Below are 16,508 nucleotides of genomic sequence, written 5' to 3' on the forward strand. Positions count from 1 at the left end.
CGAGAAATCCGCCGGCCGTGATCAGCGCGACACGCCGAAACGCGCGGCCAGCGCGTCCCGTTGGGCCCGGACGAACGCCGCGTCCACCACCGCTCCGTGACCGGGGACGTACCGCGCGTCCGCGCCGCCCAGGTCGAGCAGCCGGTCCAGCGCGGCGGGCCAGTGCGACGGTACGGCGTCGGGGCCCGCCTGCGGCTCGCCGGACTCCTCGACCAGGTCGCCGCAGAACACCACCTCCGGGTCGCCCGGCACCAGCACCGCGAGGTCGTGGCCGGTGTGCCCGGGGCCCACGTTGGCGAGCAGGACCTGCCGCCCGCCGCCCAGGTCGAGCGTCCACTCGCCGCAGACCTCGTGCGGGACGCGGACCAGCGCGTCGACCGCCTCCTCCGCCCGCCGCGCGTCCAGCCCCTCCGCCACCGCGTCCGCGCGCAGCGCCTCCCGCCCGTGTCCGCCCGGCGCGAACACCGCGTCGGTGCCCACCGCGCCGTAGACCTCCGCGCCCGCGAACGCCGCGGCGCCGAGGACGTGGTCGAAGTGCGGGTGGGTCAGCGCGAGATGCGTCACACGGTGACCGGCCAGCCGCTGCGCCCCCGCGCGCAACCGGGCGCCCTCGCCCAGGCTCGATCCCGCGTCGATCATCAGCACCGCCTCCGCGCCGAGGACCAGCCCGGCCGTGCAGTCCCAGTCCGGCAGCCGGCACCGGCCCACCCCGGCCGCCACCCACTCCCATCCCAGGTCTTCCCAAGTCACCGTCACAACGACGACGCTAACGCCACACCGTCTCGCCGCACGTCGGCGTGGCCCCGGCCTTGCCGGGGGCGTACCCCACGGCCGTACACTGGGCCGGGGAAGGCTGGCACTCGCGCGCCGTGAGTGCCAGGGCGGGACAGCGGGCGGACGACTTCTGGAGGTGTGCGCGGATGCTGAGTGAACGCAGGCTCCAGGTACTGCGCGCCATCGTCCAGGACTACGTCGGCACCGAGGAGCCGGTCGGTTCCAAGGCGCTCACCGAGCGGCACAACCTCGGCGTCTCCCCGGCCACCGTGCGCAATGACATGGCGGCCCTGGAGGACGAGGGATTCATCGCCCAGCCGCACACCAGCGCCGGGCGCATCCCGACCGACAAGGGCTACCGCCTGTTCGTCGACAAGCTGGCCGGCGTCAAGCCCATGACCGCGCCCGAGCGGCGCGCCATCCAGAACTTCCTGGAGGGCGCCGTCGACCTCGACGACGTGGTGGCCCGCACGGTGCGGCTGCTCGCGCAGCTGACCCGGCAGGTCGCCGTCGTGCAGTACCCGTCGCTGACCCGCTCGACCGTGCGGCACGTGGAGTTGCTGGCCCTCGCGCCGGCGCGCCTGATGCTCGTGCTGATCACGGACACCGGCCGGGTCGAGCAGCGGATGGTCGACTGCTCGGCGCCGTTCGGCGAGGCGTCCCTCGCGGATCTGCGCGCGCGGCTCAACAGCCGGGTCGCGGGCCGTCGTTTCACCGACGTGCCGGGTCTGGTCGAGGAACTGCCGGATGCCTTCGAGGCCGAGGATCGCGGTACGGTCTCCACCGTGCTCTCCACTCTCCTGGAGACGCTGGTCGAGGAGAACGAGGAGCGGTTGATGATCGGCGGTACCGCCAATCTGACCCGCTTCGGGCACGACTTCCCCTTGGTGATCCGGCCGGTGCTGGAGGCGCTGGAGGAGCAGGTCGTGCTCCTCAAGCTGCTCGGCGAGGCGAAGGATCCGGGCGTGACCGTCCGAATCGGTCATGAGAACGCCCATGAGGGACTCAACTCCACGTCCGTCGTGTCGGTGGGCTACGGTTCGGGCGGCGAGGCGGTTGCCAAGCTCGGCGTGGTCGGACCGACCCGCATGGACTACCCGGGAACGATGGGAGCGGTACGCGCAGTGGCACGGTACGTCGGACAGATCCTGGCGGAGTCGTAGGTGGCCACGGACTACTACGCCGTACTCGGCGTACGCCGCGACGCGTCCCAGGACGAGATCAAGAAGGCGTTCCGGAGGCTCGCCCGCGAGCTGCACCCGGACGTCAACCCCGATCCGAAGACCCAGGAGCGGTTCAAGGAGATCAACGCCGCCTACGAGGTGCTGTCGGACCCGCAGAAGAAGCAGGTCTACGACCTCGGCGGCGACCCCCTCTCGCAGGCCGCCGGCGGTGGCGCGGGCGGCTTCGGCGCGGGTGGCTTCGGGAACTTCTCGGACATCATGGATGCGTTCTTCGGTACGGCGTCGCAGCGCGGGCCGCGCTCGCGCACCCGCCGAGGCCAGGACGCGATGATCCGCATCGAGGTCGAGCTGGACGAGGCGGCCTTCGGCACGACCAAGGACATCCAGGTCGACACGGCCGTCGTCTGCAACACCTGCAACGGCGAGGGCGCGGCGCCCGGCACGTCGGCCCAGACGTGCGACATGTGCCGCGGTCGCGGTGAGGTCTCGCAGGTCACCCGGTCCTTCCTGGGCCAGGTCATGACCTCGCGGCCCTGCCCGCAGTGCCAGGGCTTCGGCACCGTGGTCCCGACCCCGTGCCCCGAGTGCGCGGGCGACGGCCGCATCCGCTCCCGGCGCACCCTGACCGTGAAGATCCCGGCCGGTGTGGACAACGGCACCCGGATCCAGCTCGCGGGCGAGGGCGAGGTCGGCCCCGGCGGCGGCCCGGCCGGCGACCTGTACGTCGAGATCCACGAGCTGCCGCACTCCACCTTCCAGCGCCGCGGCGACGACCTGCACTGCACGGTCACCATCCCGATGACGGCGGCGGCCCTCGGCACGAAGGTGCCGCTGGAGACGCTCGACGGCATAGAGGAGATCGACATCCGCCCGGGCACCCAGTCCGGCCAGTCGGTCCCGCTGCACGGCCGGGGCGTCACCCACCTGCGCGGCGGCGGCCGGGGCGACCTCATCGTCCACGTCGAGGTCACCACCCCGACCAAGCTCGACCCCGAACAGGAACGCGTCCTGCGCGAGCTGTCCGCACTGCGCGGCGAGGAACGGCCACAGGGCCAGTTCCAGCCCGGCCAGCAGGGGTTGTTCTCCCGGCTGAAGGACGCGTTCAACGGCCGCTGAGGCGGTGGTCCCTCGGGGCGTCGTCAGGCTGATCGCGCGGCGCCGGGAGGCTGCCGGGGGTCCGGGGGTCGCCCCCGGGCAGGCACAGCCAACGGCCGCTGAGGCGGTGGTCCCTCGGGGCGTCGTCAGGCTGATCGCGCGGCGCCGGGAGGCTGCCGGGGGTTCGGGGGTCGCCCCCGGGCAGGCGCAGCCAACGGCCGCTGAGGCGGTGGCCTTCCGGGGCGTCGTCGGGCTCGGTGGGTGGCTCCCGGATGCGGATGCTTCTGGCGTATGCCAACGGAAGTCCGGATTCGGACTTGTTCGGAGGACGTGACAACATGCGGTCATGTCCTCCGCACTGACCGATCTCTTCCCCTACCCGATCGTGCAGGCGCCGATGGCGGGCGGCGTCTCCGTGCCGCGGCTCGCCGCCGCGGTCTGCGAGGCGGGCGGGCTGGGATTCCTGGCCGCCGGGTACAAGACCGCGGACGGGATGTACCAGGAGATCAAGGAGCTGCGGGGGCTGACCGCACGCCCCTTCGGTGTCAACCTCTTCATGCCGCAGCCGGAGACCGCCGACCCGGCGGCCGTCGGCGTGTACGCCCACCAGCTGGCCGGCGAGGCCGCGTGGTACGAGACGGAACTCGGCGACCCCGACAGCGGCCGGGACGACGGCTACGACACCAAGCTCGCGGTGCTGCTGGACAACCCGGTACCGGTGGTGTCCTTCCACTTCGGCGTCCCTAGCGCCGAGGTCGTCGACTCCCTGCACCGTGTCGGCACGTTCGCCCTGGTCGCGGCGACCACCGCGGACGAGGCCCGCGCCGTGGAGCGGTCCGGCGCCGACGCGGTGATCGCGCAGGGCGCCGAGGCCGGCGGCCACCAGGGCACCCACCGGGACAACCCGGAGACCGGCGGCGCCGGCACCGGACTGCTGTCGCTGGTCGCCCAGGTCCGGGAGGCGGTGAGCCTGCCCATCGTCGCCGCCGGCGGCATCATGCGCGGCGGTCAGATCGCCGCGGTCCTCGCGGCCGGCGCGAGCGCGGCCCAGCTGGGCACCGCCTTCCTCGCCACCCCCGAGTCCGGCGCGCACGACCTGCACAAGCAGGCGCTGACCAACCCCCTGTTCGTGCGCACCGAGTTGACCCGCGCCTTCTCCGGCCGCCCCGCCCGCGGCCTGGTCAACCGCTTCCTGCGCGAGCACGGCCCCTACGCCCCCGCCGCCTACCCGGACGTGCACCACCTCACCGTGCCGCTGCGCAAGGCCGCGGCCAAGGCGGGCGACGCGCAGGGCATGGCGCTGTGGGCCGGACAGGGCCACCGGATGGCCCGCGAGCTGCCCGCCGGACAGCTGGTGGAGGTCCTGGTGGCCGAACTCGCCGCCGCCGGGACAGCGTTGTCGCACTACGCGACGGGAGGCGCCGGCCGATGACGGCACCGGTGTTCGTGGTCGACTCCCTCGGCCCGGCGGACCTGACGGCGGGGGAGTACGTCCTCGACGGCCCCGAGGGACGGCACGCCGTCTCCGTGAAGCGGCTGCGGTCCGGCGAGGACGTCGTCCTCACCGACGGACGCGGACACTGGGCCGAGGGCGTGGTGAAGGCCGCCGAGGGTAAGGACCGCCTCGTGGTCACGGACCTGGAGACGGTCCACGAGGAACCGCCGGAGCAGCCCCGCGTCACCGTCGTCCAGGCCCTGCCCAAGGGCGACCGCGGCGAGCTGGCCGTGGAGACGATGACCGAGGTCGGCGTCGACGCGATCGTGCCCTGGGCGGCGTCCCGGTGCATCACGCAGTGGAAGGGCGAGCGCGGCCAGAAGGCACTCGGCAAGTGGCGGGCGACGGCCCGGGAGGCCGGCAAGCAGTCCCGCCGGGTCCGCTTCCCCGACGTCGCGGACGCGGCGACCAGCAAGCAGGTTGCCTCGCTTCTGGCCGCCGCCGACTTCGCCGCCGTACTCCACGAGAGCGGCGACGAACCCCTGGCCGCCGCCGAACTCCCCGCCTCCGGCGACATCGTGCTGGTCGTCGGCCCCGAAGGTGGCGTCTCCCCCGAGGAGTTGGCCCTCTTCGCCGAGGCCGGCGCCCGGCCCTACCGCCTGGGACGCAGCGTCCTGCGCACCTCCACCGCGGGCACCGCCGCGACCGCCGCCCTGCTGACCCGCACCGGCCGCTGGTCCTGACGGCACCCGTCGCCACAGTGGCCGTATGCCCCCTACCGCCCGCCCCGGACCGGTGGGAGGCTGCCCTCCATGGGGGCATTGAGGCGGATTTGGCGTGTGGCTCCGGTGGCCGTCGGTGCGGTCGTCGCCGTCGGAGGCGTGGTCGCGTGCGAACCGGGCGGGCTCAGTTCCGCGACCGTGGCGTACACGACCGACCAGACCATGACGCGTGAACTGGAGCGGCAGAAGTCCGACGTGCGGTGGCTCACCTGCACCGCGTCCACCGGCGGTGGCGGCGGCAGCGCGTCGCCGAGCGAGGACACCGTCGCCTCCGTCGACTGCGAGGGCGAGACCGACGACGGTAGGGAGATCACCGTCGACGGGAAAGTGACCCGCGTCGTCAACGGCGCCTGTGTGCGCGGCGACCTGAAGGCCGAGGTGGACGGCAAGGAGTGGTTCCGGGTCAAGGGGCTGGGCAACTGCGAGGCCACCAGCGCCCCGCCCGCGAACGGCCCCTCCCCGCAGCAGCCCGGCCCCACCGTGACCGTCACCAGGACCATCTGGTGCCCGGACGACCCGCACTGCCGCCCGGTGGAGGGAAAGTAGCCGGAGGGCGGACAGCCCGCCCGGCCGGTGACGGCAAGTGATCCAAACCTCTGTCGGCGGGCGGCGCCGCTGCATAGGGTGAGGGGGTGACACAGCCCGCAGCGCCTGCCTACCTCCGCTTTCCGCACCCGCACGGCGAGTTGGTCGCCTTCACCGCCGAGGACGACGTGTGGCTCGCCCCGCTCGACGGTGGCCGGGCCTGGCGGGTCAGCGCCGACAACGTGCCGGTGAACCACCCGCGCATCTCGCCCGACGGCACCACGGTCGCCTGGACCTCCACCCGCGACGGCGCCCCCGAGGTGCACGTCGCGCCCGTCGACGGCGGCCGCGCCGAGCGCCTCACCCACTGGGGCAGCATCAGGACCCAGGTACGCGGCTGGACCCCGGACGGCGAGGTCCTCGCCCTCAGCACCTACGGACAGGCCAGCCTGCGCCGCAGCTGGGCCCGCGCCGTCCCGCTCGACGGCGGACCGGCCGCCACCCTGCCGTACGGCCCCGTCGGCGACGTCGCGGACGGGCCGCACACCGTGCTGCTGTCCGCGCCGATGGGCCGCGAGTCCGCCTGGTGGAAGCGCTACCGGGGCGGCACGGCAGGCAAGTTGTGGATCGACCGCGAGGACGACGGCGAGTTCGTACGCCTCCACAGCGACCTCGACGGCAACATCGAGTACCCCTTCTGGGTCGGCGACCGGATCGCCTTCCTCTCCGACCACGAAGGCACCGGCGCCCTCTACTCCTCGCTCGCCGACGGCTCCGACCTGCGCCGGCACACCCCTCTCGACGGCTTCTACGCCCGCCACGCCGCGACCGACGGCACCCGCGTCGTCTACTCCAGCGCCGGTGAGCTGTGGACCCTTGACGACCTCGACGGCGCCGAGCCCCGGCGGCTCGACATCCGGCTCGGCGGCGCCCGCGTCGACCTCCAGTCCTACCCGCTGAACGCCGCCCGCTGGTTCGGCTCGGCCTCCCCCGACCACACGGCACGCGGCAGCGCCGTCGCCGTCCGCGGCGCCGTGCACTGGGTCACCCACCGCGCCGGACCGGCCCGCGCGCTCACGGCGACACCCGGGGTCCGCACCCGCCTGCCCCGCACCTTCCGCGTCGACGGCGAGGAGTGGGTGGTGTGGGTGACGGACGCCGAGGGCGACGACGCCCTGGAGTTCGCGCCCGCCACCGGACTCGCGCCCGGCGCCACCGCGCGACGCCTGGCCGCCGGACAGCTCGGCCGGGTGCTGCACCTCGCCATGGCCCCCGACGGCAGCCGTGCCGCCGTCGCCTCGCACGACGGACGGGTCCTGCTCGTCGAGCGCGAGAGCGGCGAGGTCCGCGAGGTCGACCGCAGCGAGGACGGCGACGCGTCCGGGCTGGTCTTCTCGCCCGACTCCGCCTGGCTCGCCTGGTCCCACCCCGGCCCCGACCCGCTGCGTCAGCTCAAGCTCGCCAACACCACCGACCTGTCGGTGAGCGAGGCGACGCCGCTGCGCTTCAAGGACTACGCGCCGGCCTTCACCCTGGACGGCAAGCACCTCGCCTTCCTCTCCACCCGCTCCTTCGACCCGGTCTACGACGAGCACGTCTTCGACCTCGCCTTCGTCGAGGGCGCCCGGCCGTACCTGATCACGCTCGCCGCGACCACCCCCTCGCCCTTCGGCCCGCAGCGCCACGGCCGCCCCTTCGAGACCCCGGACCGGGAGGAGACCCCCGACAGCGAGGGCACCCCGACCACCCGGATCGACATCGAGGGCCTCGCCGACCGCATCGTGCCCTTCCCGGTCGAGGCCGCCCGCTACTCCGGGCTGCGCGCCGCCAAGGACGGCGTCCTGTGGCTGCGCCACCCGCTCACCGGCGTCCTCGGCGCCTCCCGCGCCACCCCGGACGCCCCCGACCCGAACACCGAGCTGGAGCGGTACGACCTCGCCCAGCAGCGCGTCGAGCACCTCGCGGGCGACGCCGACCACTTCGAGGTCAGCGGCGACGGCAAGCGGGTGCTGCTGTGGACCGACGGTCGGCTCAAGGTCGTACCCAGCGACCGGCGGGCCTCCGGCGACGAGGACAGCGACACCAACATCAGCGTCGACCTGGGCCGGGTGCGGCAGACCGTCGACCCGGCCGCCGAGTGGCGGCAGATGTTCGACGAGACCGGCCGCATCATGCGGGACCACTTCTGGCGGGCCGACATGAACGGCGTCGACTGGGACGGCGTCCTCGACCGCTACCGGCCCGTCCTTGACCGCCTCGCCACCCACGACGACCTGGTCGACCTCCTCTGGGAGGTGCAGGGCGAACTCGGCACCTCGCACGCCTACGTCACCCCGCGCGGCGGCCACGGCTCCGGCGCCCGGCAGGGCCTGCTCGGCGCCGACCTCTCGCGGCACGAGGACGGCACCTGGCGCATCGACCGCGTCCTGCCCTCGGAGACCTCCGACCCCGACGCCCGCTCCCCGCTCGCCGCGCCCGGCGTCGCCGTGCGCGCGGGGGACGCGATCGTCGCGGTCGCCGGACAGCCCGTGGACCGGGTCACCGGACCCGGCCCGCTGCTGGTCGGCACGGCGGGCAAGGCCGTCGAGCTGACCATCTCCCCCTCCGGCGGCGGCGAACTGCGGCACGCCGTCGTCGTCCCCCTCGCCGACGAGGAGCCGCTGCGCTACCACGCATGGGTCGCCGACCGCCGCGCCTACGTCCACGAGAAGTCCGGCGGCCGGCTCGGCTACCTGCACGTTCCCGACATGCAGGCGCCCGGCTGGGCGCAGATCCACCGCGACCTGCGCGTCGAGGTGGCCCGCGAGGGCCTGGTCGTCGACGTCCGCGAGAACCGCGGCGGGCACACCTCCCAACTGGTCGTGGAGAAGCTGGCCCGGCGCATCGTCGGCTGGGACCTGCCACGCGGGATGCGCCCCTCCAGCTACCCGCTGGACGCGCCCCGCGGCCCGGTCGTCGCCGTCGCCAACGAGTTCTCCGGCTCCGACGGCGACATCGTCAACGCCGCGATCAAGGCGCTCGGCATCGGCCCGGTCGTCGGCACGCGCACCTGGGGCGGCGTCATCGGCATCGACAGCCGCTACCGCCTGGTCGACGGCACCCTGATCACCCAGCCCAAGTACGCCTTCTGGCTGGAGGGTTACGGCTGGGGCGTGGAAAACCACGGCGTAGACCCCGACATCGAAATCCCCCACCGCCCCCAGGACCACGCCACAGGCCGCGACCCCCAACTGGACGAGGCAATCAGACTGGCCCTGGAGTCACTGGAGTCGGTACCGGCAAAATCGCCGCCAGGATTGCCAACTTAAGGGGCGCGGGGAACTGCGCGACCAGCCCACCACCGGCCCGCGGCCAAACGACTACCATGCCCTACACCAGCCCACCTGCGAAAAAGGGAGCGCACGCGAATGGCCGGGGAACCCCAGGACGACTGCCTGTTCTGCAAGATCGTCGCAGGCCAGATCCCGGCGACGATCGTCCGCGACACGGACACCACCGTCGCCTTCCGCGACATAAACCCCCAGGCCCCCACCCACGTCCTGGTGATCTCCAAGGCGCACTACCGCGACGCCGCCGCGCTCGCCGCCGGTGCCCCGGAACTCGCCGCGGACGTCCTGCGTGAGACCCAGGCGGTCGCCGACCAGGAGAAGCTGGACAGCTACCGGACCATCTTCAACACCGGCACCGGCGCCGGCCAGACCGTCTGGCACGCGCACGCCCACGTCCTCGGCGGCCGCGGCCTCGAATGGCCCCCCGGATAGCCCACGATGTCCGTACGTGAACTGGTCGTCCTAGGCACCGCCAGCCAGGTCCCGACCCGGCACCGCAACCACAACGGCTACCTGCTGCGCTGGGACGGCGAGGGCATCCTGTTCGACCCCGGCGAGGGCACGCAGCGCCAGATGCTGCGCGCCGGGGTCGCCGCCCACGACCTGAACCGGATCTGCGTCACGCACTTCCACGGCGACCACAGCCTGGGCCTGGCCGGTGTCATCCAGCGCGTCAACCTCGACCAGGTCCCGCACGAGATCACCGCCCACTACCCGCGCTCCGGACGCCGCTTCTTCGAGCGCCTGCGGTACGCCACCGCCTACCGCGAGACGGTCGCGCTCACCGAGTCGCCGGTGGACGCGGACGGGCCGCTGGCGGTCACCCCCGCCTACACCCTGGACGCCCACAAGCTGTCCCACCCCGTCGAGTCCTACGGCTACCGCCTCACCGAGCCCGACGGCCGCCGCATGCTCCCCGACCGCCTGGCCGCGCACGGCATCAAGGGCCCCGACGTCGGCCGCCTCCAGCGGGAGGGCTCGCTGAACGGCGTCCCGCTCGACGAGGTCAGCGAGGTCCGCCGCGGCCAGCGGTTCGCGTTCGTCATGGACACCCGGCTCTGCGCGGGGGTGCACGCCCTCGCCGAGGGCTGCGACCTGCTGGTCATCGAGTCCACCTTCCTCGACGAGGACGAGGCGCTCGCCACCGACCACGGCCACCTGACCGCCGGCCAGGCCGCGCGGGTCGCCCGGGACGCGGGCGTACGGCACCTGGTGCTGACGCACTTCAGTCAGCGCTACTCCGAGCCCGAGGAGTTCGAGCGGCAGGCGAGGGCCGCCGGGTTCGGGGGCGAGCTGACCGTGGCCCGCGACCTCACCCGGATCCCGGTTCCGAAACGTCGGTGAACCCGCCGTACGATGCTCTGATGTCTCTGCCCAAAGCTGAACTGCACCTGCACATCGAAGGCACGCTGGAGCCGGAGCTGGCCTTCGAGTTGGCCGCCCGCAACGGTGTGCCCCTGCCGTACGCCGACGAGGACGCGCTGCGCGAGGCGTACCGGTTCGAGGACCTCCAGTCCTTCCTGAACCTGTACTACGAACTGATGGCCGTCCTGCGCACCGAGCGGGACTTCGAGGACCTCGCGGGCGCCTACCTCGCCCGCGCCGCCGCGCAGGGCGTCCGGCACGCGGAGATCTTCTTCGACCCGCAGGCCCACCTCGCCCGGGGCGTGGAGATGGGCACGGTCGTGCAGGGGCTGTGGCGGGCGCTGGGCCGCAGCCGCGAGAACCACGGTGTCTCCACCCGGCTTATCATGTGCTTCCTGCGCGACGAGTCCGCCGAGTCGGCGCTCGCGACGCTGGACGCCGCCAGGCCGTACCTCGACCGCATCACCGGCGTCGGGCTGGACTCCGCCGAGGTGGGCCACCCGCCGGTCAAGTTCCGCGAGGTGTACGAGGCCGCCGCCGCGCTCGGGCTGCGCCGGGTCGCGCACGCGGGTGAGGAGGGGCCGCCGGAGTACGTCACCGAGGCCCTGGACGTCCTGGGTGTCGAGCGCGTCGACCACGGCCTGCGCTCGCTGGAGGACCCGGCGCTGGTGGCGCGGCTGGTGCGTGACCGCGTCCCGCTGACCCTGTGCCCGCTGTCCAACGTCCGGCTGCGCACGGTCGACACCCTCGCCGACCACCCCCTGCCGGCGATGCTCGACGCGGGCCTCATGTGCACCGTCAACTCCGACGACCCGGCCTACTTCGGCGGCTACGCGGGCGACAACTTCGACGCCGTCAGCCTGTCCCTCGGCCTCACCGAGGAGCGGCTGCGGGAGCTGGCCCGCAACTCGTTCCTCGCCTCCTTCCTGGAGGACGACGAGGAACTGCGGGCGCGCTGTCTGGCCGAGGTGGCGGAGTACACCTTCCCCGCCGCGTGACCCGGCGGCAGCGCACCGGTCGGCCGCACCATTGACGCCTTGGGGTCGGCTATCTAATCTCGATCTCCATATGTGGGTTCCGTTTACATATGGAGACGACCTCGTTCGCCGCCGGACTCGACCTCCCAGGAGCCGCCCCGTGACCGCCGACCTCACCATCACGGCCGTCCACCTCACGCCGATCCTCGTGGCGGACCCACCGCTGCTCAACACGCAGGGCGTGCACCAGCCGTACACCCCCCGCCTGATCATCGAGGTCGAGACCGCCGACGGGGTCACCGGTATCGGCGAGACCTACGGCGACGCCAAGTACCTGGAACTGGCCCGGCCCTTCGCCGAGAAGCTGGTCGGCCGTCAGGTCAGCGACCTGAACGGCCTGTTCAACGCCGCCGACGAGGTCGCCGTCGACGGCTCCCGGGTCTCCGCCCAGGTCGACGTCGGCGGGCTGCGCGGCGTCCAGACCGCCGACAAGCTGCGCCTGTCCGTCGTCTCCGGCTTCGAGGTGGCCTGCCTCGACGCCCTCGGAAAGGCGCTCGGCCTGCCCGTGCACGCGCTGCTGGGCGGCAAGGTCCGCGACTCCGTCGAGTACAGCGCCTACCTCTTCTACAAGTGGGCCGCCCACCCCGAGGGCGTCGCCGCCGAACGGGACGACTGGGGCGCCGCCGTCGACCCGGCCGGCGTGGTCGCACAGGCCCGCACCTTCACCGAGCGGTACGGCTTCACCTCCTTCAAGCTCAAGGGCGGTGTCTTCCCGCCCGACGAGGAGATCGCCGCGATCAGGGCGCTCGCCGACGCCTTCCCCGGACACCCGCTGCGCCTGGACCCCAACGGCGCCTGGTCCGTGGAGACCTCGCTCAGGGTCGCCGAGGAACTCGGGGACGTCCTGGAGTACCTGGAGGACCCCGCGCTCGGCACGCCGGCCATGGCCGAGGTCGCCGCGAAGACCGGGGTGCCGCTCGCCACCAACATGTGCGTGACGACGTTCGCCGAGATCCAGGAGGCGTTCACCAAGGGCGCCGTCCAGGTCGTGCTCTCCGACCACCACTACTGGGGCGGGCTGCGCAACACCCAGCAGCTCGCCGCCGTCTGCCGCACCTTCGGCGTCGGCATCTCCATGCACTCCAACACCCACCTCGGGATCAGCCTCGCCGCCATGACCCACGTCGCGGCCACCGTCCCGAACCTGCACCACGCCTGCGACTCCCACTATCCCTGGCAGTCCGAGGACGTGCTCACCGAACGGCTCGTCTTCGACGGCGGCCGCGTCACCGTCTCCGACGCCCCCGGCCTCGGTGTCGAACTCGACCGCGACCGCCTGGCGTTCCTGCACCGGCGCTGGCTCGACGACGACGGCGCCCTGCGCGACCGCGACGACGCCGCCGCGATGCGGGTGGCGGACCCGGGCTGGGTCACCCCGTCCGTGCCGCGCTGGTAGGGCGCGGGGGATTGTCGGTGGCGTGGTGCACACTGGCGGGATCCGCACCATGCCAGGGAGCGCACCGTGACAGCGTCCACCGTGTCCACCGCGTCCGACGTGCCTGCCATGCCCGCCATGCCGGCCGACGCGAGAACACATCGCCACGCCCAGGACGAGGAAGCGCACCGCCGGTCCAGGGTTGATCCTCTCGCCGCGCTGCGCGGCCCGCAGGACCCGCCCTGGGACGTGTATCTGACCGGCACCGTCTTCCTCGACGTCGTCTTCACCGGGCTCGACTCCGCACCGGTGCGCGGGACGGAGTCCTGGGCCCGCGGGATGGGGTCGAGCCCCGGCGGCATCGCCAACATGGCGACCGCGCTGGCCCGCCTCGGCCTGCGCACCTCGCTCGCCGCGGCCTTCGGCGACGACCACTACGGCGACTACTGCCGGGACGCCCTGGCCCAGGGCGAGGGCATCGACCTCGGCTCCTCGCGCACCGTCCCGGGCTGGCACTCGCCGGTGACGGTCTCGATGGCGTACGAGGGGGAGCGCACGATGGTCTCCCACGGCCACGAGCCGCCGCCGGAGGAGCCGTCCCCCGACTGCCCGCCGCGTGCCCGTGCCGCCGTCGCCTCCCTCACGCCCGGCATGAGCGCCCCCTGGATCGCCCAGGCCGCCGCCCGCGGCACCCGCGTCTTCGCCGACGTCGGCTGGGACGACACCGGCGCCTGGGACCTGGCCGGGCTGTCCGACCTCGCGCACTGCGAGGCCTTCCTGCCCAACGCGGAGGAGGCCATGCGCTACACCGGCGCCACCTGCCCGCGCGCCGCGGCGCACGCCCTCACCGAGCACGTGCCGCTCGCCGTGGTCACCCTCGGCGCGGAGGGCGCGTACGCGGTGGACCGGCGGACGGGGGAGAGCGCCGAGGTCCCGGCCATCGAGGTGGAGGCCCTGGACCCGACCGGCGCGGGGGACGTCTTCGTCGCCGGGTTCGTCACCGGCACCCTGGCCGGCTGGCCCCTGGCCGACCGGCTCGCCTTCGCCGGCCTGACCGCCGCCCTCTCCGTCCAGGAGTTCGGCGGCTCCCTGTCGGCGCCCGGCTGGGGCGAGATCGCCACCTGGTGGCGCAAGGTCCAGTCGGTGCAGAGCCAGGACCCCACGGCCCTGCGCCGCTACGCGTTCCTCGCCGGCCTGCTCCCCGACGACCCACCCGCCGCCTGGCCCCTGCGCCGCGCCGTCCCGACGATCGGCTTCCGCCCCCCGTCCTGACCGCCCGCGGCCGTCAGCTCAGAACCCCAGCCGCCGCAGCTGCTTGGGGTCGCGCTGCCAGTCCTTGGCGACCTTCACGTGGAGGTCCAAGAAGACCGGGGTGCCGAGGAGGGCCTCGATCTGTTTGCGGGACTTGATGCCGACGTCCTTCAGGCGCTTGCCCTTGGGGCCGATGATGATGCCCTTCTGGCTGGGGCGTTCGATGAAAACGTTGGCGTGGATGTCCAGGAGCGGCTTGTCGGCGGGGCGGTCCTCGCGCGGGAGCATCTCCTCGACGACCACCGCGATGGAGTGCGGCAGCTCGTCCCGTACGCCCTCCAGCGCGGCCTCCCGGATCAGCTCGGCGACCATGACCTGCTCGGGTTCGTCGGTCAGGTCGCCCTCGGGGTAGAGCGCGGGGCCCTCGGGCAGCAGCGGGGTCAGCAGGTCCGCGAGCAGGTCCACCTGCTTGTTGCCGGTGGCCGACACCGGGACGATCTCCGCCCAGGTGATGCCCAGTTCCTCGCCGAGCCGGTCGATCGCGATCAGCTGCTCGGCCAGGGTCTTGCCGTCCACCAGGTCGGTCTTCGTGACGATCGCGACCTTCGGCGTCTTCCGGATCCCCGCCAGCTCCTTGGCGATGAAGCGGTCACCGGGGCCCAGCTTCTCGTTGGCCGGCAGACAGAAACCGATGACGTCCACCTCGGCCCACGTCGTGCGCACCACGTCGTTCAGCCGCTCGCCCAGCAACGTGCGCGGCTTGTGCAGCCCCGGGGTGTCCACCAGGATCAGCTGGGCCTCCTCACGGTGCACGATGCCCCGCACGGTGTGCCGCGTGGTCTGCGGACGGTTCGAGGTGATCGCCACCTTCTGCCCGACCAGAGCGTTCGTGAGGGTGGACTTGCCCGCGTTGGGGCGGCCCACGAAGCAGGCGAAGCCGGCCCGGTGAACAGTCTCGGCCGGGTCTTCGGATGACTGGGTACGAACGCTCATGGCGCCCATTGTCCCTGATCCCCGGAGCCCCGCCGTACCAAGGTCGACGGCAGGGCCGCCCTCAGCCCGCGCTCACCGTGTCGCGGACCGTTCCGTCCGGCGAGGCGACCAGTACCGGCGTCGCGGGACCGCCCAGGTCCCGTACCGCCGCCCGGTCCTCCGCCGACGCCGACTCCGCCTCCGTCACCACGGCCGCCGCCTCCAGGGACTTCGCGCCGGACGCCACCGCCATCGCCACCGCCGTACGCAGCGCGCTCAGCTTCAGCGAGTCCAGGGCCACGGTCCCGGCGACGTAGGTGCGTCCGGTCTCGTCGCGCACGGCCGCCCCCTCGGGCACACCGTTGCGGGCCCGGGCGGAACGGGCCAGGGTGACGATCTTGCGGTCCTCGGGGTCGAGGGCGGGAGTCTCGGTCATGGGGTGAGCATACGTAGCCCGGCCGTACGCGGCCCCGGCGGCCGCCCGCTCACCCCGCCACCGGGTACATCGCCCCGCGCCGGCCCTCCGGCGAGGCCAGCCACTCCAGCTTCGCCGCGCTGTTCGCCTCGTCCAGCGGCGTGTGCAGCACGATCGTCAGATCCGGCCGCGCGGGCACCTTCAGGGCCGTCGACTCCAGGCTGAGCAGCCCGACCAGCGGATGCTCCAGCTCCTTGCGGATCTGCCCGGCGTCCTCGATGTCCCGCTCCTCCCACAGCGCCGCGAACTCGTCACTGGCCGCCGTCAGCTCCGCCAGCACCTGCTGGAACCCCTCGTCGTCGGGGCCGGCCGCGCAGGCGGCGCGGAACTGGGCGACGACCGTGCGCGCGTTCTCCCGCCAGCTGCGGTCCCGCGCCCGGTAGAGCGGGTCGGTGAAGAAGTCGACGACGCAGTTCCACGCCGTCCCCGGCCGCATGCCCAGCACCATCGCCGCCGCGTCGTTGTACATCACGCAGTTGTAGTACCGGTCCATGATGTGCGCCGGGTACGGCATCCACGTGTCGATCAGTCGCCGCAGCCCGTCGCACATGTCCCGCTTCGCCGGCTCCACCTCGGCCGCGGGCGGGTTCAGCCCGGCCAGCACGTACAGATGGCGGCGCTCGGCGTTGCTGAGCCGCAGCACCCGGCCGACCGCGTCCAGGACCTGCGGCGAGACGGAGATGTCCCGGCCCTGCTCCAGCCACTGGTACCAGGAGGCGCCCACCCCGGCGAGCACCGCCACCTCCTCGCGGCGCAGCCCCGGCGTCCGGCGCCGCGCCCCGCCGTCCGGCAGGCCCGCCTCGGCCGGGGAGACCCGGGCCCGCCGGCTCATCAGGAACTCCCGCAGTTCGCTGCGGCGCCGGCCCCGGCCCGACCTCGCCTCGGACCGCACGATCACGTCCGGCACTC

The 16,508-nt window shown here is 73.3% G+C and carries 15 protein-coding genes; 11 read left to right on the forward strand and 4 right to left on the reverse strand.

The window, feature by feature from the left end:
* Positions 1-21 precede the first annotated feature (21 nt).
* Entirely contained in the window at positions 22-756 is a 735-nt protein-coding gene (locus tag ACFWR9_RS00355; protein WP_383833150.1) for an MBL fold metallo-hydrolase, read from the reverse strand.
* Positions 757-920: 164 nt separating this feature from the next.
* Here ACFWR9_RS00355 and hrcA point away from each other — a divergent pair, with 164 nt between their 5' ends.
* The 11 genes from hrcA to ACFWR9_RS00410 all read left to right on the forward strand — a co-directional run bounded on the left by hrcA (position 921) and on the right by ACFWR9_RS00410 (position 14,173).
* Positions 921-1,937, forward strand: a complete 1,017-nt coding sequence (gene hrcA / locus ACFWR9_RS00360) for a heat-inducible transcriptional repressor HrcA (protein WP_383833153.1) — start codon at positions 921-923, stop codon at positions 1,935-1,937.
* Positions 1,938-3,074, forward strand: coding sequence for a molecular chaperone DnaJ (gene dnaJ, locus ACFWR9_RS00365; protein ID WP_383833156.1), 1,137 nt, complete (start codon positions 1,938-1,940; stop codon positions 3,072-3,074).
* Positions 3,075-3,399: 325 nt separating this feature from the next.
* Positions 3,400-4,485: a nitronate monooxygenase gene (locus ACFWR9_RS00370; protein ID WP_383833159.1), complete on the forward strand. Its 1,086-nt coding sequence runs from the start codon at positions 3,400-3,402 to the stop codon at positions 4,483-4,485.
* Positions 4,482-5,231: a 16S rRNA (uracil(1498)-N(3))-methyltransferase gene (locus tag ACFWR9_RS00375; protein WP_383833162.1), complete on the forward strand. Its 750-nt coding sequence runs from the start codon at positions 4,482-4,484 to the stop codon at positions 5,229-5,231. The genes ACFWR9_RS00370 and ACFWR9_RS00375 overlap by 4 nt, the downstream gene beginning before the upstream one ends.
* A 69-nt stretch (positions 5,232-5,300) precedes the next feature.
* Entirely contained in the window at positions 5,301-5,816 is a 516-nt protein-coding gene (locus ACFWR9_RS00380; protein WP_383833165.1) for a hypothetical protein, read from the forward strand.
* A gap of 86 nt (positions 5,817-5,902) precedes the next feature.
* On the forward strand, positions 5,903-9,103 hold the full coding sequence (locus ACFWR9_RS00385; protein ID WP_383833168.1) for a S41 family peptidase: 3,201 nt from the start codon (positions 5,903-5,905) through the stop codon (positions 9,101-9,103).
* A 99-nt stretch (positions 9,104-9,202) separates the two neighbouring features.
* Complete coding sequence (locus tag ACFWR9_RS00390; protein WP_383833171.1) at positions 9,203-9,556, forward strand: histidine triad nucleotide-binding protein; 354 nt, start codon at positions 9,203-9,205, stop codon at positions 9,554-9,556.
* Between the two features lie 6 nt (positions 9,557-9,562).
* Entirely contained in the window at positions 9,563-10,468 is a 906-nt protein-coding gene (locus tag ACFWR9_RS00395; RefSeq protein ID WP_383833174.1) for a ribonuclease Z, read from the forward strand.
* 20 nt (positions 10,469-10,488) lie between these two features.
* Complete coding sequence (locus tag ACFWR9_RS00400; RefSeq protein ID WP_383833176.1) at positions 10,489-11,487, forward strand: adenosine deaminase; 999 nt, start codon at positions 10,489-10,491, stop codon at positions 11,485-11,487.
* A 139-nt stretch (positions 11,488-11,626) separates the two neighbouring features.
* Entirely contained in the window at positions 11,627-12,922 is a 1,296-nt protein-coding gene (locus ACFWR9_RS00405; RefSeq protein ID WP_383833179.1) for a glucarate dehydratase family protein, read from the forward strand.
* A gap of 117 nt (positions 12,923-13,039) precedes the next feature.
* Entirely contained in the window at positions 13,040-14,173 is a 1,134-nt protein-coding gene (locus ACFWR9_RS00410; RefSeq protein WP_383833535.1) for a carbohydrate kinase family protein, read from the forward strand.
* 18 nt (positions 14,174-14,191) lie between these two features.
* On the opposite strand, the gene era is transcribed toward ACFWR9_RS00410, so the two are convergent.
* From era to ACFWR9_RS00425, 3 genes are all read right to left on the reverse strand, one after another.
* Positions 14,192-15,145, reverse strand: coding sequence for a GTPase Era (gene era / locus ACFWR9_RS00415; protein ID WP_383833182.1), 954 nt, complete (start codon positions 15,143-15,145; stop codon positions 14,192-14,194).
* Positions 15,146-15,206: 61 nt separating this feature from the next.
* A complete protein-coding gene (locus tag ACFWR9_RS00420; RefSeq protein ID WP_383833185.1) occupies positions 15,207-15,560 on the reverse strand; it encodes a cytidine deaminase in 354 nt (117 codons plus the stop codon).
* Between the two features lie 49 nt (positions 15,561-15,609).
* Complete coding sequence (locus ACFWR9_RS00425) at positions 15,610-16,506, reverse strand: helix-turn-helix transcriptional regulator (protein ID WP_383833188.1); 897 nt, start codon at positions 16,504-16,506, stop codon at positions 15,610-15,612.
* Positions 16,507-16,508 lie beyond the last annotated feature (2 nt).

It is taken from the genome of Streptomyces sp. NPDC058534 (assembly GCF_042717365.1).
GTDB lineage: Bacteria > Actinomycetota > Actinomycetes > Streptomycetales > Streptomycetaceae > Streptomyces.

Coding starts and splice junctions, on each gene's coding strand:
- ACFWR9_RS00395 (WP_383833174.1), top strand. CDS start 9,563: ATGTCCGTACGTGAACTGGTCGTCCTAGGCACCGCCAGCCAGGTCCCG.
- ACFWR9_RS00400 (WP_383833176.1), top strand. CDS start 10,489: ATGTCTCTGCCCAAAGCTGAACTGCACCTGCACATCGAAGGCACGCTG.
- ACFWR9_RS00375 (WP_383833162.1), top strand. CDS start 4,482: ATGACGGCACCGGTGTTCGTGGTCGACTCCCTCGGCCCGGCGGACCTG.
- hrcA (WP_383833153.1), top strand. CDS start 921: ATGCTGAGTGAACGCAGGCTCCAGGTACTGCGCGCCATCGTCCAGGAC.
- era (WP_383833182.1), bottom strand. CDS start 15,145: ATGAGCGTTCGTACCCAGTCATCCGAAGACCCGGCCGAGACTGTTCAC.
- ACFWR9_RS00380 (WP_383833165.1), top strand. CDS start 5,301: ATGGGGGCATTGAGGCGGATTTGGCGTGTGGCTCCGGTGGCCGTCGGT.
- ACFWR9_RS00410 (WP_383833535.1), top strand. CDS start 13,040: ATGCCGGCCGACGCGAGAACACATCGCCACGCCCAGGACGAGGAAGCG.
- ACFWR9_RS00390 (WP_383833171.1), top strand. CDS start 9,203: ATGGCCGGGGAACCCCAGGACGACTGCCTGTTCTGCAAGATCGTCGCA.
- ACFWR9_RS00420 (WP_383833185.1), bottom strand. CDS start 15,560: ATGACCGAGACTCCCGCCCTCGACCCCGAGGACCGCAAGATCGTCACC.
- ACFWR9_RS00370 (WP_383833159.1), top strand. CDS start 3,400: ATGTCCTCCGCACTGACCGATCTCTTCCCCTACCCGATCGTGCAGGCG.